The organism is Nocardia ignorata NBRC 108230, from assembly GCF_001612905.1.
GTDB classification, from domain to species: Bacteria; Actinomycetota; Actinomycetes; order Mycobacteriales; family Mycobacteriaceae; genus Nocardia; species Nocardia ignorata.
Window position 1 is genome coordinate 51,509 of sequence record NZ_BDBI01000013.1, and the last position, 19,800, is coordinate 71,308.

The following is a 19,800-nucleotide window of genomic DNA, read 5'->3' on the forward strand; positions in this document are numbered from 1 at the left end:
CCGTCCGCGATCCGATGCGGGACCGGCGGCACCGCCGTTAGGGTGCGAGCATGGAGACAGCAGGCAAGGTCGCGATCGTCACCGGCGCGGGTGCGGGCATCGGTGCCGCGCTCGCCGCCCGTCTGGTCGCCGGTGACGCACGGGTCGTCGTCGCCGATCTCGACGGTGACAGCGCGGCGAAGGTGGCCGCCGATCTCGGCGACAAGGCGACAGCAGTCGGTGGCGACGTGGCCGACGAACAGGTGGTCGCGCAGCTCATCGCCACCGCCGAACGCGAATTCGGCCCGGTGGACCTGTATTTCGCGAATGCCGGAATCGGCGGTGGACCCGGCCTCGACAGCACCGAGGACCAGTGGGCCGCCGCGATCGATGTGAATGTGATGGCGCATGTGCGGGCCGCGAAGCTGCTCGTGCCGGGCTGGGTCGAACGTGGCGAAGGGTACTTCGTCTCCACCGCGTCGGCGGCGGGCCTGCTCACCCAGCTGGGTTCGGCACCGTACTCGGTGACCAAGCACGCGGCGGTCGCGTTCGCCGAGTGGCTGTCGATCACCTACGGCGACAAGGGCGTTCGCGTGAGCTGCCTGTGCCCGATGGGCGTGGACACGCGGCTGCTCAGCGGCGACCTCATCCCGGAGAACCCCGACGCGGCGGCCTTCGCGATCAAGGCGGTGAAGACCGCGGGCGCGGTGCTGTCGGCCGAGGAGGTCGCCGACACCGTCATCGAGGCGATGGCCGCCGAACACTTCCTGATCCTGCCGCACCCCGAGGTACTGCAGATGTATCGCAACAAGGGCGCCGACTACGACCGATGGATCGCGGGCATGCGCCGCTTCCAGGAAGCATTGCGCGGGTAGGACTCTTACTCGGTCACGAGTTCCGCGGCGGCCGCCCGCACCACTTCGGGGATCGGCACCGGCTTGCGTGTCTCGGTGTCGACGTAGACGTGCACGAAATCGCCGGTGGCCGCCAGCTCGAGACCACCGTCGGTTTCCCGGAAGATCGCCAGGTCGTAGGTGATGCTCGACTTGCCGAGCCGGGAGATGCGCAACCCCACCTGGAGCTGGTCGGGGAAGCTGACCGAGCCGTGGAACCGGCACGAGGTCTGGGCGACCACACCGAGCGCGGGCAGCGCCGTGATGTCGGTGCCGGTGGCCCGCATGAGCCAGGCATTGACCGCGGTGTCGAAGTAGGAGTAGTAGGTCACGTTGTTGACGTGACCGTACTGGTCGTTGTCGGCCCAGCGGGTCGGCATCGGCCACAGCACGGGGTAATCCATGCCGTCATGATGCCAGCCCGGTTCAGGCCGACGACGACAAAGCCGCTCCCCCACCCTGCCGGTGGTCACGCGGACTCACCCCGAAGTGCCGCTTGAAGGCGGTACTCAGGGCGAACGCACTGCCGTAGCCGACCTGGCGGGCGATGGATTCCACGGTCGAATCGGTTTCGGCGAGCAGGTCGGCGGCCAGCGACAACCGCCATTCGGTCAGGAAGGTCATGGGCGGTTCGCCGACCAGTTCGGTGAACCGGCGCGCGAGCGCGGCCCGCGACATGCCGACCGCGTCGGCCAGCGCGACCACGGTCCACGGGTGCGCCGGGTTGTGTTGCAGCAGCCGCAGCGCCTTGCCGACCAGCGGGTCGCTGTAGGCGTGGTACCAGGCGGGCGCGTCGTCGCGGGCGAACCAGGCCCGCAGGGCGGCGATGAGCAGCAGGTCGAGGAGGCGGTCGAGGACGGCGCCCTGGGCGGGGCGGTCCCTGGTCGCCTCGTCGACGAGCAGGTCGAGCAGCCGGGAATCCAGGTCGCCACGCGGTAGGACCGCGACCTGCGGCAGGGCGCGCAGCAACCGGGTGCTCACGGCACCGGCGGACTCGTAGGTCCCGGTGACCATCAGCGTCTCGCCGTCGGGGTCGGTCCCCCACTGCCGGACACCGAGAGTCAGTGTCTCGCAGAGGATTTCACCGTCTGGCGTAGTCGTCACCTGCTTCGGCTGGACGATGATCTGCGGCTCGGTCGCCGGATCGTCGGACACCGTATACGGTTGCGGCCCACGGAAGATCACCACATCACCGGCGCCGACCTGCTGCGGCGAACCGGATTCCGTACTCACCCAGCCCTTTCCGCGAATCATGGCGAGCACCGTCAACGGTGCCTGATCCTGGACCCGCAGCGACCACGGCGGGTCGAGCAGCGAGCACATCAGAAACGCACCGCGTGCACGTGGGCCCTCGAGCAGACCGGCTAACGCATCCACATCTTTCACAGTAGACGACGGCGCATGTCGGCGAGCGTTCCGACGATGGTGACGCACAGCTGTGGACGGTGTACTTATCTCATGACAAAAACCGCTGCTCACCAGCCTCTTTTCCTCGTCACTGGCGCCAACGGCAAGACCGGCGGCCGCGTCGCCGCCCTCCTGGACGCGGCGGGTCATTCGGTGCGACGCGGTTCGCGCACCGCCGAGATCCCCTTCGACTGGACCGACCGCGACACCTGGGGCCCCGCCCTGGCCGGAGTCACCGCGATCTACCTCGCCTTCCAGCCCGACCTCGCCGTCCCCGGCGCACCGGACACCATTCGCGCGTTCACCGCCGCCGCGCGCGCGGCCGGCGTCGGCTCGGTGGTGTTGCTGTCCGGCCGCGGCGAGCCCGAAGCCCTGGAATGCGAAGCGGCAGTGCGTGAGTCCGGGCTCGCCTGGACCGTGGTGCGCTGCAGTTTCTTCGCCCAGAACTTCAGTGAGAGCGCCTTCGTCGGCGATGTCCTCGCCGGTGTGGTCGCACTGCCCAACGGCGATGTGCCCGAGCCGTTCGTGCACGCCGACGACATCGCCGAGGCGGCCGTCGCCGCCCTCACCGATGCTCGCCACGCGGGCGAGGTCTACGAACTCACCGGGCCCCGGGCGCTCACCTTCGCCGAAGGCGTCGCCGAGGTGGCCGAGGCGACCGGCCGTGAGATCGCCTTCGTGCCGCTCACCCGGCCCGAATTCGTCACCGCCCTCGGTGAACTCGGCCTCCCCGAACCCGAGGTCGCGCTGCTCGACTACCTGTTCGGGACCATCCTCGACGGCCGCAACTCCGCCACCGCCGACGGAGTCCAGCGCGCCCTCGGCCGCGCACCCCGCGACTTCACCGAATACGCCGAGGAGGCCGCCGCCACCGGGGTCTGGACCCCGCGGTAAATCCTGGACGATTGATCACCACGCTCTGGTGGCGCGTCCCTCCCGCGAAACGCCGCAACCAGAGCGTGGTGATCTTGAATCCGGGAAGGGTCCGACGGGTGGCCGGTAGCGTCGATGGGGTGACGCCAGCGATTGATCGTCGGCTGCGGTCGGCCAGGGGGGCGGTGTTCGGCGCTTTCACGCTGAACGGGGCGCTGCTCGCGATGTGGGTGGTGCATATTCCGGCGATCACCGACCGGACCGAGGTGTCGGCCTCGACGCTCGGGATGTTCGTGTTGTTGCTCGCCGGGACGGCGCTGATCGGGATGCGGCTGGCGGGCCCCGCCGCCGACCGGCTCGGCAGCCGGACGCTGGTGGCGCTGGCCGCGTCGGCGATCTCGGTGACGATCGTCGGGCCGGGTCTGGCGACCGGGCCGGTTACCTTGGCGATCGCGTTGGCCTGCTTCGGTTTCGGCAACGGAGCGCTCGATGTGTCGATGAACGCGCAGGCGGTGCTGGTCGAACGGGCGTACGGCCGCCCGATCATGTCGGCCTTCCACGCCATGTTCTCGGCGGGCGGTTTCGTCGGCTCCCTCATCGGCGCCGCCACCCAACGCGCGGGCATCGCCCCCGAGGTAACGCTCACCGCCGCGAGCCTTCTCGGCTTGGTCACCACCGCGGCCCTTGTCCCCCATCTCATCTCCCACAACCTCGAGCCCGCTTCCCACCCCGAGCACTACGAGACACTTCCCGCCGAAGACCTCCCACCGTCATCGTCCGAGCATCTCACCGGCGCTCCCGGATCGCGCATCAACCCGGAAGTCCGGGAGCAGCGGGCCCGAGACGAGGACGACGCAGAGCGGCAATCGCACCGGAACCGGAAAGTGTTGTGGCTCGGGCTGATCGCATTCGTACTGCTGCTGGCCGAAGGTGTGGCCGCCGATTGGAGCGCACTGCAGGTCCGCGAACACCTCGACGTGTCCGAGGGCGACGCGGCGCTGGCGTTCGGCGCGTTCTCCGCGACCATGACGATCGGCCGTTTCCTGGCCGACCGGGTGAGCGGGGCGATCGGGCCGGTGGCGCTGCTGCGCTACGGAAGCTTGTTGTGCGCTGCCGGTTTCGCGGTCGTGATCGTCTCACCCTGGCTGCCGTTGTCGCTGGTCGGCTGGGCGATGTGCGGTCTCGGGCTCGCGGGTGGCGTACCTCAGATCTTCACGGCGGCCGGAAATCTGGGCGGGCCGAAGGCGGCCACCGAGATGTCGCGTGTCTTCACCATCGGCTACCTCGGCTTGCTCGCGGGCCCGGCGGTGATCGGCTGGCTCACCGCGATCATCCCGCTCACCGTAGCGCTGATCGTCCCCCTCGTCCTCACCCTCGCCTGCGCGGCGGCCGCCTCCGTCGTCCATCGCTGAGGGCGAGCCCTACAGGTACATACCGACCTCGGTCGTTCGCTCGACCGTCGAGCGGATCTGAATTCCACCGTCACGATGGGCCACCAGTTCCGCGAGCGTGGCGCCGTCGGGGAAGTGGGTGGCGGCATGGTCCTGGCGGACGAGCCACCGCGTCGCCTCCTCGGGCGAGAGCCTGCCCACCTCGAGCTGCGCGAGACACCGCCCGGGCCGCACGACGGCCGGGTGCAAGCGGGACAGGTCCTCGTTGGTCGTGATCGCGAAGAGCACCTTGCGTCCCGAACCGAGCATGCCGTCGGTGAGGTTCAGCAGCCGCGAAAGCTTCTGTCCCGCCGCTTCTTTGGCTTCGCCGCGAATCAGCTCGTCGCAGTCCTCAAGCACCAGCAAGCGCCAGCGGCCGTCCTCGTCGTCACCGTCGGCACCCGCGGCCACCTCCATCAGATAGCCGGGATTGCTGAACAGTTCCTCCGGGTCGACCACGCAGTCGACCTGGCACCACGGCGCCCATGCCCGCGCGAGCGCCCGCAGGGCGGTGGTCTTCCCGGTGCCAGGCTCGCCGTGCAGCAGCACGAGCCTGCCGCGGATGTCGTCGCTGCCCAGGCTCATCAGCCGGTCGAACGCCGCCGATGCCGGCGCGGTGTAGTTGCCGCGGATCTCCGGCCACGCGGGCGCGACTATCTGGCGGCGCCTGCGCGCGGGCCGCCGCACATCCATGTGCCAGAAGCCCATTTCCACCGTCGAGGAGGTATCGCGAGCCTGGGCCGCGCCCTCGGTGGCGCGCGCGAGCACCTCGACGGCGAGCTCATCGCTGGCGGCGGTCACCTCGACCGTCGCCGAGCCGCCCGCCCAGCGCACCGCCCGCAGCGACCAGCCGGCCCCGGCGGCCAGCATCGCACTGCTGTCGTCGTCGAAGACCGAGCGCAGGATCGTCGACCCCTCGGGCCGCAACGGCGCGTCGGGATGGACCCGGTCGAGATGCGCCTGCCGGGCGAAGGGCTGCTCGCCGCGCAGGAACGGGGCGAGCGCGAGCGCGTCGATGGCGTCGCGGGTGGAATAGGTCGAATCGATGGCCGCCGACCACGGAAACGGCTCGCCCGTCTCCCGCGACGGTTCCCGGAGCTGGTCGATAGGTGTGGACACCGCGCCAATGATCGTGGTCGCGGGCCCGGAATGTCCAACGACTTCCCGGCTGTGCGCTGGGTCACCGGGCCCGGAAAATCGCTGGCACACGTTCTCGATCCGTCGCTAACGTCGGCGATGTGACTTCCACCCAGAGCCTCCGGCCGGTCGACGAACCCACTCCGACCGCGGGGGTCAAGGAGTGGATCGGGTTGGCGGTCCTCGCCCTGCCCACCCTGCTCATCTCGATGGACATGAGCGTGCTCTACCTGGCCATCCCCCACATCAGCGAGGCGTTGCAGCCGAGCAGTTCACAACTGTTGTGGATCCTGGACATCTACGGGTTCCTCGTCGCGGGCTTCCTCATCACGATGGGCACCCTCGGCGACCGGATCGGCAGGCGCAGACTGTTGATGATCGGCGCGCTGGCCTTCGGCGCCGCCTCGGTGATCGCGGCCTATTCGACCAGCGCGAACATGCTCATCGGCACGCGCGCGCTGCTCGGTATCGCGGGTGCCACGCTGATGCCATCGACACTGGCCTTGATCCGCAATATGTTCCACGACGACCGCCAGCGGACCGCCGCGATCAGCGTGTGGATGACCAGTTTCATGGTCGGCATGGTGGTCGGACCGCTGGTCGGCGGGGCCATGCTGGAGAACTTCTGGTGGGGTTCGGTGTTCCTGGTCGCCGTTCCCGCGATGGTGTTGCTGCTCGCCGCGGGACCATTCCTGCTGCCCGAGTACAAGGATCCGAACCCGGGCAAGCCCGACATTCTCAGCGCCGTGCTGTCGCTGGTGTCGGTGATGGGTGTCATCTACGGCATCAAGGAACTGGCCAAGGACGGACTGGCCGTGGAACCCGTGGCCGTTCTGGTCGGCGCGCTGGTCCTGGGCACTGTGTTCGTGCTGCGCCAGCAACAACTCACCGACCCGCTGATCGATCTGCGACTGTTCGGCAATGTCCGGTTCAGCGGTTCGCTCGCGGCGCTGATGGTCGCCATGCTCGCGATGGGCGGCCTGTTCCTGCTGCTCGCGCAGTATCTGCAACTGGTGCTCGGGCTTTCGGCGTTCGAGGCGGGGCTGTGGACGGTACCGCAGGCGGTAGCCATGGTGCTCGCGGCCGGTGCGGTGAGCGCCCTCGCGCCTCGGATTCGTCCCGCGTATCTGATGACGGGCGGGCTGGTGATCGCCATGTTCGGCTACGCGATCTTCACCCAGCTCGCGGGTGGCGACGATCTCGGCTTGATCGTCACCGGCATGGTGGTGTTCGCGCTCGGCCTGAGCCCGATGTTCGTGCTCGGCCTCGACCTGATCGTCGGTGCGGTCGACCCGGCGCGTGCCGGTGCCGCTTCCGCGATCTCGGAGACGGGGCAGGAACTGTCGACCGCGCTCGGGGTCGCGGTGATCGGCAGCATCGGCACCGCGGTCTATCGCGGGCAGATGGCCGGTGAATTACCGAATGGCCTGCCCACCGAGCTCGCGCACACCGCCGAGGACACCCTCGCCGGAGCTCTGCACGTCGCCTCGCTGCTACCCGAAGCCCTCGGCGCCGAGCTGACCGCCACGGCACGAGCGGCGTATACCCATGCGCTGCAAGTGAACTCGATCGTCGGCATCGGACTCACCGCGATCGCGGCCGGACTGGTCGTCGTGCTGCTTCGCCACGTTCCGGCACCGAACGAGCGTGCCGACGAGCAGAAATGAGCCGGGGCCCCGCCGGGAGCGTGCAACTCCCCGCGGGGCCCAGGGCATCAGCCGAGGCTGAACGGCTGGCCCCACAGGCGCAGCTCCGAGCGACCGAACTGGGTGGTCACCTCGACGGAAACGAAGGCACGCGCCTGGGCGTAACCCGCGCAGCCCGAGAGGCCGAGGGTCGAGTCGGCCCAGGTGACCGAACCTTCCTGGCCGAAGAACTTGATGGCGGGCACGTAGCTCTCCTCGCCGTAGGCATCGGGGCCCTCGACCTGGAGCAGCCAGAAGGTCGACGCCTGGCCGGGGCCGAGAGTCAGGTTGCCACCGGAGGTCACGCCACCGCTGCCGTTGCCCGAATTGTTCACCGCACCGTTCGCACCACCGGTGGCGTTGCCACCGGAGATGTCGACCTGGCAACCGACGACATATCCGGGGGAGATCTTGACACCCTTGTGCTCGGCGTGGACCTGCACCTCGGCCCGGCCGGAGGCCCAGACATTGCGATGCAAGGGAGTCGCACCCATGGAGGGGCTGATGTTCACCGATTCACCGACCAGACGGATGGTCACCGCGGTGCCGTCGGGCAGGGTCTGGGTGAGCTCACCGCCCGGCAGCGGGATGAAGGTGTCGGCGTTGGCGGCGCCGGTGGAGAAGAGGCCGAGCGCGACAGTCGCGGCCGCGGCGGCGCCGGCCAGACGGGCACCGGCCTTCGTGAAGATGGTCATGGAGTTGTTCCTATTCGTCGAGAAGGGCGACAGGTCAGCCGATGCTGAACGGGGCACCGTAGAGGGAGGTCTTGGAGTAGTTGTCGCCGATGATCTCCACGACGGTGTAGGCGCGGGCCTGCGCGTAACCGGCGCAGCCCTGGATCTGCAGCTCCACGTCCTTGTAGCTGATGTGGTAGTTGCCCTTCTCGACGATGTCGAAGCCCTCGATACCGATGAACTTCACCTCGCCCGGGCCGAGCTTGACGCCGATGGAGGCACCCGCGTTCACGCCGCTGGTGTTGATGCCGCCCGAGACACCCGCCGAAATCGCGTCGTCGGCGATGCTCACCTGGCAGCCGACGATGTAGCCGGTGCTCACGCGCGAAGAACCGTGCGTGGAGGAGTTGTTGGTGCCGGGCGCGCCGTTGCCGCCGACGAACGGGCGGGGCTCACCCTTCGGAGTCTCGGCCACCTCGGCCAGCACGGTTCCGCTCACCCACGCCACGCGGCCTGCGCCGTTGGCCGCCATGGACGGCGAGATCAGGGCGCTTTCCGCCACCCGCTTGATCAACACACCGGGGCCGGCCTTCTCGCCGTCGGGCAGCGGAACGAAGGTGTCCGCACTCGCCGTTGCGCCGACAACGGCCAGCGCGGCCGTGGCCAGCGCAGTGGCCGCAAGCATTTTTCGCATCGTGGATGTCCTCATCAACTGTTGTGACCGATTCACACCGATCTTGAACAGCTCGGACTGTAGACAGGTTAGGCTCACCTATCAAGACCTTGCCCTAGCTAACTTTGAATAAGCCTAGGCTCACCTAAACATGAGCTACCCTCCTCGTGACACGGTTCCATATGAGAGAGATCCCTGATGAGAAGTCCGCGCTGGTTCGGCTGGTTGCTGACGGTGGCGCTGCTGACCGCGGCCTGTCTGCTGAGCCTGCTGGTCGGCACGAAATCGATTCCGGTCGGCGAGGTCTGGCAGGCGCTGACCAGTGCCGCGACCACGCCCGACCACGTCACCGTCACCGAATACCGCCTGCCGCGAACGGTTCTGGGGCTACTCGCCGGGCTGGCGCTCGGCGTCGCGGGATGCCTGATGCAGGGACTCACCCGTAACCCGCTCGCCGATCCGGGGCTGCTCGGCGTGAATGCCGGTGCCGCGTTCGCGATCACGGTCGCGGTCGGGTTGCTCGGTGTGGAGGAGATCACGTCCTACGTCTGGTTCGGCTTCGCCGGAGCCGCGCTGGTATCGGTGGTCGTGTACCGGCTCGGCACCGCGGGCCACACCGGTACCGATCCGATCCGGCTCACCCTCGCCGGAGTTGCCGCCACCGCCGTCCTCGGCGGTCTCACGCGCGGCCTGATCCTGCTCGACCCCAAGGCTTTCGACGAGATGCGGCGCTGGGACGCCGGTTCGCTCACGGGGCGTGGCTTCGACATCATCGCCGGTGCTGCGCCGTTCATCGTGGTCGGGCTGCTGATCGCCGCCGTTTGCGCGCGGTCGCTCAATGCCGTTGCGCTCGGTGATGATCTGGCCCGGTCGCTCGGCGTGCACGTCAACCGCACGCGGCTGCTCACCGCGCTGGCATTGGTGCTGTTGTGCGGTACCGCGACGGCCGCGGTGGGCCCGATCGCCTTCGTCGGTCTCGCGGTTCCGCACATCGCCCGCTGGCTGGTCGGTCCCGATCAGCGCTGGATCTTCGCGTACTCACTGGTTTTGGCACCGCTGCTCGTCCTCACTGCGGATGTGCTGGGCCGCATCATCATTCGCCCCGACGAAGTCCCTGCCGGGCTGGTCACCGCATTCCTCGGTGCACCCATGCTGATCTGGCTGGCACGTCGCTCGCGAGTGGGAGCTGCGGCATGAGCACGAGGATCGACTTCGGACGAGCAATGCTCGTGGTGCGTCCCGGGCGCACGGGTATCACGGCGCGGATCGGGGTTCGCACGGTTGTGGTGTGCGCGATCCTTCTGGTGATCGCCATCGCGACCGCTGTATTCGCTTTGGGCAGTGGCGATTTCGAGATCCCTGCACCGCGTGTGCTGCGCGCCCTGTTCATCGGTGACGAACGCTTCGATCGGCTGGTGATCTTCGATTGGCGGCTGCCGCGCATCCTGCTGGCGCTCGCCCTCGGTGCGGCGCTCGGTGTGAGTGGTGCGATCCTGCAGTCGGTCACCCGCAATCCCCTTGGCAGCCCCGACATCATCGGGTTCAGCACCGGCGCCTACACCGGCGCGCTCCTGGTGATCCTGACGCTCGGCGGCGGGAGTTTCCAGACGGCGGCGGGCGCGATGGTCGGTGGTCTCGGTGCGGCGCTGGTCATCCACCTGCTCGCCTTCCGGCACAACGTGACCGGGTTCCGCCTGATCATCGTCGGTATCGGTGTGAGTGCGATGCTCGCCTCGGTCAACACCTGGTTGATCATGCGGGCGGATCTCGACGCGGCGATGTCGGCGGCGGCCTGGGGTGCGGGTTCGCTCAACGGGTTGTCGTGGCCGCAGGTCGCGCCGACCCTGATCGTGCTCGCCGTGCTGGCGGTGGCCCTGATCCCGGCCGCGCCGCGTCTGCAGATCCTCGAACTCGGCGACGACACCGCCCGCGCCCTCGGACTCGACGCGGGCAAGGCCACCGGCTGGCTGATCGCACTCAGCGTCGGATTCACCTCCCTGGCAACGGCTGTGGCCGGGCCGATCGCCTTCGTCGCCCTGGCGGCGCCGCATCTGGCGCGCAAACTCACCCGCACCCCGTCGATCGCGCTGGTCCCGGCGGCGGTGATGGGCGCGACGCTGCTGGTCACCTGCGACTGGATAGCCCAGCACGCCTTCGCCCCGACCACCATTCCGGTCGGCATCGTCACCGGTTCGATCGGCGGCCTGTACCTGGCGTATCTGCTCGTCGCCGAAGCGCGACGGAAATAGGAAGCGACATGAACGACACTCACGCCGCGCGGTTGCGCGCCGACCAGGTCCGCCTCGGGTACAAGGGCCGAACGATCAGCGACCAACTGTCCGTGGACATCCCGGACGGCAAGTTCACCGTGATCATCGGCCCGAACGCCTGCGGCAAGTCCACGCTGCTGCGCGCACTGGCCCGCCTGCTCGCCCCGGAATCCGGCAAGGTGCTGCTCGACGACAAGCCGGTGACCGACTATCCGGCCAAGGAACTGGCTCGCCAGATCGGCCTGCTCCCCCAGACCTCCACCGCACCCGACGGCATCCGGGTGGCCGACCTCGTCGCACGCGGCCGCTACCCGCACCAGACGCTGCTGCGGCAATGGTCGAAGTCCGACGAGGAGGCGGTGGCGGCGGCGATGGCGGCCACCGGTGTCACCGAGCTGTCGGCCCGCCCGGTCGACGAACTGTCCGGCGGTCAACGGCAGCGGGTCTGGATCTCGATGGTGCTCGCCCAGCAGACACCCATCATCCTGCTCGACGAGCCGACCACCTTTCTCGACATCGCCTACCAGATCCAGCTGCTCGATCTGTGCCGCGCACTCAACCGCGAATCGGAACGCACGGTCGTCGCCGTACTGCACGACCTCAATCACGCCTTCCGCTACGCCGACCACCTGATCGCCATGCGCGACGGGCGGATCGTCGCCACCGGCACCCCCGCCGACATCGTCACCGCGGACCTGGTCCACGAGGTGTTCTCGCTGCGCTGCCGCATCGTCGACGACCCGGAAACCGGGACGCCGCTGGTGATCCCGCTGGCCGAGAACGCCGCACCGGTGCACTGAAGAAATGAGGAAAACCCCGTCCATGTTCACCAACCGTTCCTCGGGCCGGCATCGCGCCGCCCTCGTCGTCCCGGTTCTCGCGCTGGTCGCGGTGCTCGCCGGGTGCGGTGACTCGTCGTCGAACTCCACCGATTCCGGCCCACGCGAGGTGCCGTCCGCGAAGGGCCCCGTCAAGGTGCCCGCCGATCCGCAGCGCATCGTCGTGCTCAACGGCAACCTGGCGGGTTACCTCTACGACCTCGAGGCGCCCGTCGTCGCGGCGGACCCGCGCCTGCTCGGAGTACCGATCAAGCCGGGCGAGTTCCCGACCGGCTGGGCCGAGGATGCCGAAGCCCAGGGAACACAGGCTGTTCCGTCCGGTGACAACATCAACCTCGAGTTCATCGCCGCCCAGCGTCCCGATCTGATCATCGGCGGTGGCCAGGGCTACCCCGGCCAGCAGTCGGTGAACGCCTACGACCAGCTCAGCGCCATCGCCCCGACCGTGCTGATGCCGACCGAGACGACCAACTGGCAGGACCAGCTGCGGTTCATCGCCGAGACCGTGGACAAGCCGGCCAATGTCGACACCTTGATCGCGAACTACCAGGCCAAGCTGTCGGAGGCCAAGAGCAAGATCAAGCCGCCCGTCGGCGCGACGACGGTGTTCCAGTCGATCAAGAGCCAGAAGCCGACCGTCTTCGTGCCGACCGCCGCGCTGCCCGCGCTGCTCGCCGAGGTCGGTTTCACGCTGGACACGCAGGTGGAGGCCAAGGCCGGTAACCCCGCCAAGGAGCAGAGCGCCGACTTCATCAGCTTCAGCCCGGAGCTGCTCAACACCGTGATCGATGCGCCGGTGCTGTTCACCATCCCACTCAGTGGTGGCCGTTCGCTCGAGGAGCTGCGCGCCGATCCGCTCTACGCTTCGCTGCCGTCGTTCCAGGCGGGCAAGGTCTTCGAACTGCCCGCCACCAGCTCGCGTCCGGACTACCGAACCGTCATGGCGACACTCGATCTGCTCGTGGAACGTTTCCGGTGACGTCGGGACTGCTCATCGACCTCAGCCCGCTGCGGGCGTCGCGCCCCTTCCGGTGCGCGTTCGCGGCGCGGCTGGTGTCGGTGCTGGGCATCGGGTTGCTGATGGTCGCGCTGCCGTTGCAGATCTATCAGCTGACCGGCTCGAGCGTGCAAGTGGCCGGTGTCGCCACCACCACCGCGGTCGCGCTGTTCGCGGGCAGTCTCGCGGGCGGTGTGGTGGCCGACCGGTACGAACGGCGGACGGTGATCCAGTGGGCGCGCAGCGCGGCCGGTATCGGCTTCCTCATCCTCGGGGTGAATGCCGTTCTGCCCGAGCCGTTCCTGTCCGCCATCTATCTCGCGGCCGTCGTCGACGGTCTCGCGGGCGGGGTGAGCGGTTCGGCGCTGATGGCCATGGTCCCGGTGCTGGTCGGACGTGAAAAGGTCGCGGCCGCAGGCGCTCTCGTCTCGCTGACCACCGACCTCGGCACCATGATCACCCCCGCGTTCGCCGGTCTGCTCGTCGCGAAAACCGGTGTGGCCACGGCCTATTTCCTCTGTGCCCTCGCGACCACCGCGACCGTCGGGCTGATCACCGCGATCGGCCCGTCGCCACCACCGCAACGCGACCTGGAGAACCCGGTGCGTGAGCTGGTGGCCGGTATCGCGTTCGCGGTCCGGCACGAGTCCATCCGGCTCATTCTGCTCACCGGGCTGATCGGGATGCTCGTCAGCGGCCCGCTGGTGCTGCTGCCCGCCTTCGCCGATGTCGAACTCGACGCGGGACCGGGCACGCTCGGCCTGCTCTACGCGGCACCCGGCGCAGGCGCGGTGCTCGGCACGTTGACCAGCGGCTGGATGGGGCGCGCGCACACCGGTCGGGCGCTGCTGATCTCGCTCGGGCTGATGCCGATCGGCGTGATCGCGGCCGGACTGTGGTCGCACGCCGCGCTGGTATTCCTCGGCCTTGCCGGGTTCGGCCTGGCCAGAGCCGTGAACATGGTGCTGCGTTACACGATGCTGCAGCAGGCCGCACCCGACCACATGCGCGGCCGGATGTCGGGCCTGCTGATGGTGCAGTCCGTCGCCGGCACCGCCGTCGGCTCCATGGTGGCCGGTTTCGTCGGCCAGACCTTCGAACCAGGACGCGCGCTCGTGCTCTACGGCGTCGCAGTCCTGGTACTCACCGGCCTGATGGCGCTCGTCGCCGGGCCACTGCACAGAAAGGAAAACGGTGAAGGATCGCAGTGACTACGCGGCGAACATCGCCGAGGTGCTCGCCGGGAACCACTACGCCAAGGTGCCGTACCCGATCGGCCTGCAGGAAGTGGAGGTGGTGCGGGTCGTGCCCGTTGGCGCGGCGCTGCTGCGGATCACCTTCGGCGGTCCGGACATCGCGAAGTTCCACAGCTATGTGCCCGACGAGCATGTGCGCCTGATCTTCCCGGGCGAGGACGGTGTGCTGCGGTTGCCGAAACTCGACGGCACGATGCTCGAGTGGGGCAATCCGCGACCGATCTCGCGCGAGTACACGGTGCGCCGCCACAGCGTCGAGGACGGTGAACTCGACATCGATTTCGTCATCCACCCCGGCGGTCTCGCCTCGGACTGGGCCGCCTCGGTGGCCCCGGGCACCAAGGTCCACATCGCCGGTCCGCCCGGTGGCGTCGTCATCCCGGAGACCTACGACGACTACCTGCTCGCCGGTGACATCACCGCGCTGCCCGCCCTCGCCCGCTGGCTCGAGCGCATGCCGCGCGACACCACCGGTTGGGCCTTCATCGAGGTCGCCGGACCCGCCGAGGAGATCCCCCTCGACCCACCCGCGGGCGTGACCGTGCGCTGGCTGCACCGGGGTGACTCGGCACCCGGCACGAGCGACATCCTCGAGCAGGCGGTCCGCGAGGTGAAAGTCGCTGCCGGACACCGGGTCTTCGCGTGGGTGGCCGGGGAGGCCGGGTGCCTGCGTGGTGTCCGCAAGATCATCCGCGACGACCTGGGCATCGGCCCCAAGGACTCACTCATCGCCGGCTACTGGAAGCGCGGCGTCGCCGACTTCGATCGAGAGGAATGACCATGACCGACGAACAGGTGATCGCCGACGTGGCCGGCGTGCTGGGTGTCGAGGCGACCGAACTGAGCGCCGAAACCGATCTGCTCGACGCCGGACTCGATTCGGTGCGCATCATGTCGCTGGTGGAGAAATGGCGGTCGGCTGGTCATGCGGATATCGACTTTCCCACGCTCGCGGGCGAACCCGTGCTCGGCACGTGGATCGAACTGCTCGCCTGAGGACGCTGGTCGGGTCGGCCGGGGGCCTGACGGTGGCCGCCGGGGGTGAGCAGATCACAGCACCCCCGGCGCGGCCGACCTCCGCGCCTCAGCACGGCCACCGGCCACCGCCCCGCGTATCAGGCGCGTCCGGGTCGATCGGCGTGCGCACCGTCGGCCAGTGCCTGCCGCAAGTCCTTGCGGCTGGTCTTGCCGACGCCGGTGGCCGGGAAGTCGTCGACCACGACGACCGCGTCCGGCATCTTCCACGCCGCGACACCGCGCTCCCGCACGAACTTGCGCACGGAGGTCAGGGTCGGGCGCTGCTCCGGATCAGCGGGCTGCACGAAGGCGCAGATACGTTGTCCCAGCACCGGATCGGGCGTTCCGACGATCACGGCGTCGCGGATGCCCGGGTGCTCGAGCAGATGCGCTTCGAGCTCCTCGGCGGAGACCTTCTCACCGCCTCGGTTCACCCAGTCGCCCGCGCGACCGGCGACCACGAGGTTGCCGTCGGGGCGGATCGAGACGATGTCGCCGGTGCGGTACCAGCCGTCGGCGGTGAAGCTGCGGGCGTCGGCGTCGGGATTGTCGTAGTAGCCGCGAATCGTGTACGGGCCCTGAGTGATCAGGTTGCCCTGCTCGCCCGGGGCCACCTCGACGCCGTTGTCGTCGACGACCGCGATCTGGTCGAACTCCGACATCGGCCTGCCCTGGGTGCTCACCACCACGTCGATCGGGTCGTCGAGCCGGGTGTAGCAGACCAGGCCCTCGGCCATCCCGAACACCTGCTGCAGAGTGACGCCGAGTGCGGGACCGATCCGGCGAGCCAGCTCGTCCTGGCATCGGGCGCCACCAACCTGAAGTACCCGCAGGCTCGAAAGATTCGGCGTGTCAACGGCTTCGGCGCGCTCGGTCCACAGTCGCGCCAGAGGCGGGACCAGGCCGGTGATGGTGACACCGAACCGCTCGATCAGCGGGAAGGCCGTCGCCGGTGTGGGATCGGGCGTCATGGCCACCGCGCCGCCCGCCCACAGCGCGCCGAGAATGCCCGGCGAGCTCATCGGGAAGTTGTGGGCCACGGGCAGCGTCGCGAGATAGACAGTGTCGCTGTCGAGTTCACAGATCTCGGCGCTGCGGCGCACGCTGTAGAGGTAGTCGTCGTGGGTGCGGGCGATGAGCTTGGGGATACCGGTACTGCCACCCGAGAGCTGCAGAAAAGCGACGTCACCGGCCGACGGACCCGGCAGTTCCACCGGCTCGTCCCTGAATTCGGCGATATCACGCGCACCCGCGGGCAGTTCCTGGCCCTGGTCGAGGACGAGCAGCACGTGTCGCAGGCTCGGCACGTGCTCCCGCACCGTCGCCGCGAGCGCCGCGTAATCGAAGCGCTGATGGGTTCCGCAGGTGATGACGGCCGTCGCGGCGGCGGCCTCGGCGATCGGCACCAGCTCGGCGGCACGGTGCGCGGGCAGGCAGAACACCGGCAGGGCGCCCAGCTCGAAGAGCGCGAAGATCACCTCGACGAATTCGGCCCGGTTGGGCAGTTGCACCAGCACGCGATCGCCCGGCGTGATGCCGAGGCGGGCCAAACCGGCGGCGAGCGAACGCGCGCGGTGATGAAGTTCGGCATAGGACCAGCTGTCGACGGTGTCGAGGACCGCGATCCGGTCCGGTGTGGCAGCGGCCCGTACGGCGAGGACTTCGCCGAAAGTCTCTCCGGTCCAGAGGTTCTGGGCACGATAGCGGGCGGCCAAGTCGGCGGGCCAGGGGGTGAAGCCGGCGAGGGCGGGTTCGGTCAAGTCGAGCACCTCTTTCGAGCAGGCGGTTCGGTGTTTCGGCCAAAAGTTATGAGGGAAGCTAACCAAATAACCGACAGTCAGGTTAGGCTAACCTCATGTTTAATGGTGATTCTCGCGGTCGGGTCGTCGTCGTGACCGGCGCGGCCGGGGGCATCGGCGCCGCGATCGCCGCGCGGTTCGCTGCCGAGGATCGGGTTGTCTCGCTGTGGGACCTCGATCCCGCGGTGCACGACACTCCCGCGGCCCTCGCTACCGCCGGCAACCAGTCCTCGCGTCCGAACACGCACAGTCACAGCGCCACAGCAACTTCCGCTGCTCCCACGAGAGTCGGTGACCGCGACGAAGAAGTCCGCACGTCCGTGGATCCCGGGCATGGCTCCGCCGCAGCCATCGACACCGCACGCACGGCGTCCGTACACGGCGTCACCATCGACATCACCGATGCCGACGCGGTGCGCGCGGCGTTCGATCGCCTGACTTCCGAACACGGCCGCGTCGAGGTGCTGGCGCACGCCGCCGGGCTGATGGTAGGCGGGACAGCCCTCGAACTGGATGCGGACGACTGGGCACGGTGCCTGACCGTCAACGCCACCGGAACCATGCTGGTCACCCAGCGCGCGGCCGCCGACATGGCCGCCGTCGGACGCGGATCCATCGTCGTGGTCACCTCCAACGCGGCGGCCACACCGAGGGTCGGCATGGCCGCGTACGGTGCCGCCAAAGCCGCCGCGACCGCGTTCACCAGGTCGCTTGCCCTACAGGTCGCACCGCTGGGCGTGCGGGTCAACCTGGTCTCCCCCGGCTCCACCGACACAGCCATGCTGCGCGACATGTTCGGCGGCACACCGCTGGACGACGACGCCGAGACCGCGCTACTCGACGGTGATCCCGCCGCCTACCGGCTGGGGATCCCGTTGCGGCGCATCGCCACTCCCGCCGACATCGCGGGCGCAGTCCACTTTCTGGCGTCCGAAGACGCCCGCCACATCACCATGCACGACCTGCGGGTCGACGGTGGCGCGACGCTCGACATGTGACCGAGAGGATGATCCCCATCAGTACCGCCAGTTCAGACCCCGCTTTTGTGCTGTCCCGCCCGCAGCGGACCGTGTCCGCGAGCGCGGGCGGGACGGTTTTCCGCTCGGCACACGACGCGATCACCGCGCTGCGCAGTGGCCGGATCAGCCACATCGTCGGCGCACTCCCCTTCCGGCCCGGCGCACCGACAGCGTTGTGGGCACCGGAGTCGGTGACGATCACCGACGCGCCCTACGAACCCCGAATGCTCGAGCGTGAGTCGACGACCGATTCGCGGTCCCTGCCGCAGTTCGCCTTCGACGCGGCGCTGCCCACACCGGACGAGCACCGCAGGCGCGTCGCCACCGCTGTCGAACTGCTGGCCGACCCCGCCCATCCCCTGCGAAAGATCGTGCTGGCCAGGGCGATTCGGGCCCGCTCGGCGACTCCCGTTCGCGCACAGGACATTCTCGACTTGATGGTCGCCTCGGATCCGATGTCGAACGGATTCCTGGTCGACCTGTCCGCGGCGGGTGGCCGATACCCCGGCCGCCATCTCATCGGCTCCAGTCCCGAGATCCTGGTGCGCCGCGACCGGCACAGCGTCGTGAGCCATCCGCTGGCCGGCTCCGCTCGCCGGGTACTCGACGACAGCGATGCCGACCGGGTGGCCGCCGAGACGCTGCTCGCCTCGACCAAGGACCTGGCCGAACACCGCTTCGTCACCGATCAGGTGTCGGCCGTGCTACGTGATCGCTGCGCCGAAGTGCACACTCCCGCACCGGAACTCATGTCCACCCCGGCGATGTGGCACATCGGTACGCCGATCACCGCCGCTGTCCCGCTGGCCGGCCCGTCGGCACTCGAGCTCGCCGTAGCGCTGCACCCCACCCCGGCGATCTGCGGCACACCCACCGCCGCGGCGGCCCGTCTCATCGCCGAACTCGAGGGCGAACGCGGTTTCTACGCGGGCGCTGTCGGTTGGTGCGATGCCGACGGCAACGGCGAATGGATGGTGAGCATCCGCTGCGCCGAGCTGTCCGAGCACGGCACCACGCTGCTCGCGCACGCGGGCGGCGGGATCGTCGCCGCCTCCGACCCAGCCGCCGAATTGGCCGAGACCACCGGCAAATTCCAGCGCATCCTCGCACCGCTCGGTATCGCGGATCTGCCCGTCACCGTTTGCTGAGCCGACTTCCGTTCGAACGAAAGACCCTCATGCCTATCCCCCCGATCGCGCCCTATCCGATGCCGGGCGTCGACGAGTTCACCGCCGACCAGGTCGATTGGACTGCCGAACCAGGGCGTTGTGCCCTGCTGATCCACGATATGCAGCAGTACTTCCTCGACGCCTACGACCTGCACCGCGATCCCGCCCGCACCCTGATCGCCAATATCGCCCTGTTGCGCGACCGCTGCCACGAGCTCGACATCCCGGTGATCTACACGATGCAGCCCGGTAATCAGCACCCGTCGCGACGCGGCATTCTGGCCGACTTCTGGGGCAGCGGGATGGCCGAGGGCGCCGACACGCAGGTGATCAATGCCCTCGCACCCGAACCACAGGACATCCAGGTGACCAAGTGGCGCTATTCGGCGTTCCAGCGCACCGACCTGCGTGAACTGCTCGGTTACTACCGGCGCGATCAGCTCCTGGTGACCGGCGTCTACACGCACATGGGCTGCATGCTCAGTGCCGCCGAGGCATTCATGGGTGATGTGCGGCCCTTCCTCGTCCACGACGCGACGGCGGATTTCAGCCGCGACGAGCATGTGATGGCACTGAACTACGTCGCCCGGCGTTGCGGGGCGGTGGTCGGGACCTCGGAGCTGCTGCGCCAGCTGGATCCCGCACAGGTCGAAGCAGACGCCTGACCCGCCGGCGGACGCTCC

The 19,800-nt window shown here is 68.8% G+C and carries 20 protein-coding genes; 14 read left to right on the forward strand and 6 right to left on the reverse strand.

Features of this window, described 5'->3' with window-relative positions; all coding sequences use genetic code 11:
• Nucleotides 1-50: 50 nt before the first annotated feature.
• Nucleotides 51-854, forward strand: a complete 804-nt coding sequence (locus NI2_RS13375) for an SDR family oxidoreductase (RefSeq protein WP_067490556.1) — start codon at nt 51-53, stop codon at nt 852-854.
• A gap of 5 nt (nt 855-859) precedes the next feature.
• Here NI2_RS13375 and NI2_RS13380 read toward each other — a convergent pair whose 3' ends face one another.
• Together NI2_RS13380 and NI2_RS13385 are read right to left on the reverse strand one after the other, a co-directional pair.
• Entirely contained in the window at nt 860-1,276 is a 417-nt protein-coding gene (locus NI2_RS13380) for an acyl-CoA thioesterase (protein WP_067490558.1), read from the reverse strand.
• A 22-nt stretch (nt 1,277-1,298) separates the two neighbouring features.
• Nucleotides 1,299-2,249 (reverse strand): AraC family transcriptional regulator, encoded by a 951-nt coding sequence (locus tag NI2_RS13385; RefSeq protein ID WP_067490661.1) that lies wholly within the window; start codon nt 2,247-2,249, stop codon nt 1,299-1,301.
• Nucleotides 2,250-2,330: 81 nt separating this feature from the next.
• Here NI2_RS13385 and NI2_RS13390 point away from each other — a divergent pair, with 81 nt between their 5' ends.
• The gene (locus NI2_RS13390; RefSeq protein ID WP_067490560.1) at nt 2,331-3,173 is read left to right on the forward strand and encodes an NAD(P)H-binding protein; all 843 of its coding nucleotides are present in this window, start codon (nt 2,331-2,333) and stop codon (nt 3,171-3,173) included.
• A gap of 119 nt (nt 3,174-3,292) precedes the next feature.
• A complete protein-coding gene (locus NI2_RS13395; RefSeq protein ID WP_243749866.1) occupies nt 3,293-4,564 on the forward strand; it encodes an MFS transporter in 1,272 nt (423 codons plus the stop codon).
• 9 nt (nt 4,565-4,573) lie between these two features.
• On the opposite strand, the gene NI2_RS13400 is transcribed toward NI2_RS13395, so the two are convergent.
• On the reverse strand, nt 4,574-5,701 hold the full coding sequence (locus tag NI2_RS13400; RefSeq protein ID WP_243749865.1) for a DUF5925 domain-containing protein: 1,128 nt from the start codon (nt 5,699-5,701) through the stop codon (nt 4,574-4,576).
• Between the two features lie 119 nt (nt 5,702-5,820).
• On the opposite strand from NI2_RS13400, the gene NI2_RS13405 reads away from it, so the two are divergent.
• Nucleotides 5,821-7,386: an MFS transporter gene (locus NI2_RS13405; RefSeq protein ID WP_067490565.1), complete on the forward strand. Its 1,566-nt coding sequence runs from the start codon at nt 5,821-5,823 to the stop codon at nt 7,384-7,386.
• A 47-nt stretch (nt 7,387-7,433) separates the two neighbouring features.
• On the opposite strand, the gene NI2_RS13410 is transcribed toward NI2_RS13405, so the two are convergent.
• The gene (locus NI2_RS13410) at nt 7,434-8,099 is read right to left on the reverse strand and encodes an MspA family porin (protein WP_067490567.1); all 666 of its coding nucleotides are present in this window, start codon (nt 8,097-8,099) and stop codon (nt 7,434-7,436) included.
• A 34-nt stretch (nt 8,100-8,133) separates the two neighbouring features.
• Nucleotides 8,134-8,763 carry an MspA family porin gene (locus NI2_RS13415; RefSeq protein ID WP_243749864.1) on the reverse strand — a complete coding sequence of 210 codons (630 nt, stop codon included), beginning with the start codon at nt 8,761-8,763 and terminating at the stop codon, nt 8,134-8,136.
• A gap of 186 nt (nt 8,764-8,949) precedes the next feature.
• Between NI2_RS13415 and NI2_RS13420 the strand changes: the two genes are divergently transcribed.
• Genes NI2_RS13420 through NI2_RS13450 form a run of 7 tightly spaced genes read left to right on the forward strand, consistent with a single transcriptional unit; the run spans nt 8,950 to nt 15,109 of the window.
• Entirely contained in the window at nt 8,950-9,948 is a 999-nt protein-coding gene (locus NI2_RS13420) for an iron chelate uptake ABC transporter family permease subunit (protein WP_067490580.1), read from the forward strand.
• Nucleotides 9,945-11,000, forward strand: a complete 1,056-nt coding sequence (locus tag NI2_RS13425) for a FecCD family ABC transporter permease (protein ID WP_067490585.1) — start codon at nt 9,945-9,947, stop codon at nt 10,998-11,000. The genes NI2_RS13420 and NI2_RS13425 overlap by 4 nt, the downstream gene beginning before the upstream one ends.
• Nucleotides 11,001-11,008: 8 nt before the next feature.
• Nucleotides 11,009-11,821, forward strand: a complete 813-nt coding sequence (locus tag NI2_RS13430; RefSeq protein ID WP_067490587.1) for an ABC transporter ATP-binding protein — start codon at nt 11,009-11,011, stop codon at nt 11,819-11,821.
• A gap of 4 nt (nt 11,822-11,825) precedes the next feature.
• Nucleotides 11,826-12,839 (forward strand): ABC transporter substrate-binding protein, encoded by a 1,014-nt coding sequence (locus tag NI2_RS13435; RefSeq protein WP_067490589.1) that lies wholly within the window; start codon nt 11,826-11,828, stop codon nt 12,837-12,839.
• Nucleotides 12,836-14,068, forward strand: a complete 1,233-nt coding sequence (entS, locus tag NI2_RS13440; RefSeq protein WP_067490591.1) for an enterobactin transporter EntS — start codon at nt 12,836-12,838, stop codon at nt 14,066-14,068. The genes NI2_RS13435 and entS overlap by 4 nt, the downstream gene beginning before the upstream one ends.
• The gene (locus tag NI2_RS13445; protein WP_067490593.1) at nt 14,052-14,891 is read left to right on the forward strand and encodes a siderophore-interacting protein; all 840 of its coding nucleotides are present in this window, start codon (nt 14,052-14,054) and stop codon (nt 14,889-14,891) included. The genes entS and NI2_RS13445 overlap by 17 nt, the downstream gene beginning before the upstream one ends.
• A 2-nt stretch (nt 14,892-14,893) precedes the next feature.
• The gene (locus NI2_RS13450; RefSeq protein ID WP_067490602.1) at nt 14,894-15,109 is read left to right on the forward strand and encodes a phosphopantetheine-binding protein; all 216 of its coding nucleotides are present in this window, start codon (nt 14,894-14,896) and stop codon (nt 15,107-15,109) included.
• 119 nt (nt 15,110-15,228) lie between these two features.
• Here NI2_RS13450 and NI2_RS13455 read toward each other — a convergent pair whose 3' ends face one another.
• Entirely contained in the window at nt 15,229-16,899 is a 1,671-nt protein-coding gene (locus NI2_RS13455) for a (2,3-dihydroxybenzoyl)adenylate synthase (RefSeq protein WP_084476403.1), read from the reverse strand.
• A gap of 86 nt (nt 16,900-16,985) precedes the next feature.
• Here NI2_RS13455 and NI2_RS13460 point away from each other — a divergent pair, with 86 nt between their 5' ends.
• The 3 genes from NI2_RS13460 to NI2_RS13470 are packed head-to-tail and all read left to right on the forward strand — an operon-like array spanning nt 16,986 to nt 19,782.
• Entirely contained in the window at nt 16,986-17,927 is a 942-nt protein-coding gene (locus tag NI2_RS13460; protein ID WP_067490605.1) for an SDR family oxidoreductase, read from the forward strand.
• Nucleotides 17,924-19,096, forward strand: coding sequence for an isochorismate synthase (locus tag NI2_RS13465; RefSeq protein WP_243749863.1), 1,173 nt, complete (start codon nt 17,924-17,926; stop codon nt 19,094-19,096). Before NI2_RS13460 ends, NI2_RS13465 begins: the two co-directional genes overlap by 4 nt.
• A 29-nt stretch (nt 19,097-19,125) precedes the next feature.
• Entirely contained in the window at nt 19,126-19,782 is a 657-nt protein-coding gene (locus NI2_RS13470) for an isochorismatase family protein (RefSeq protein WP_067490608.1), read from the forward strand.
• Nucleotides 19,783-19,800: the final 18 nt, after the last annotated feature.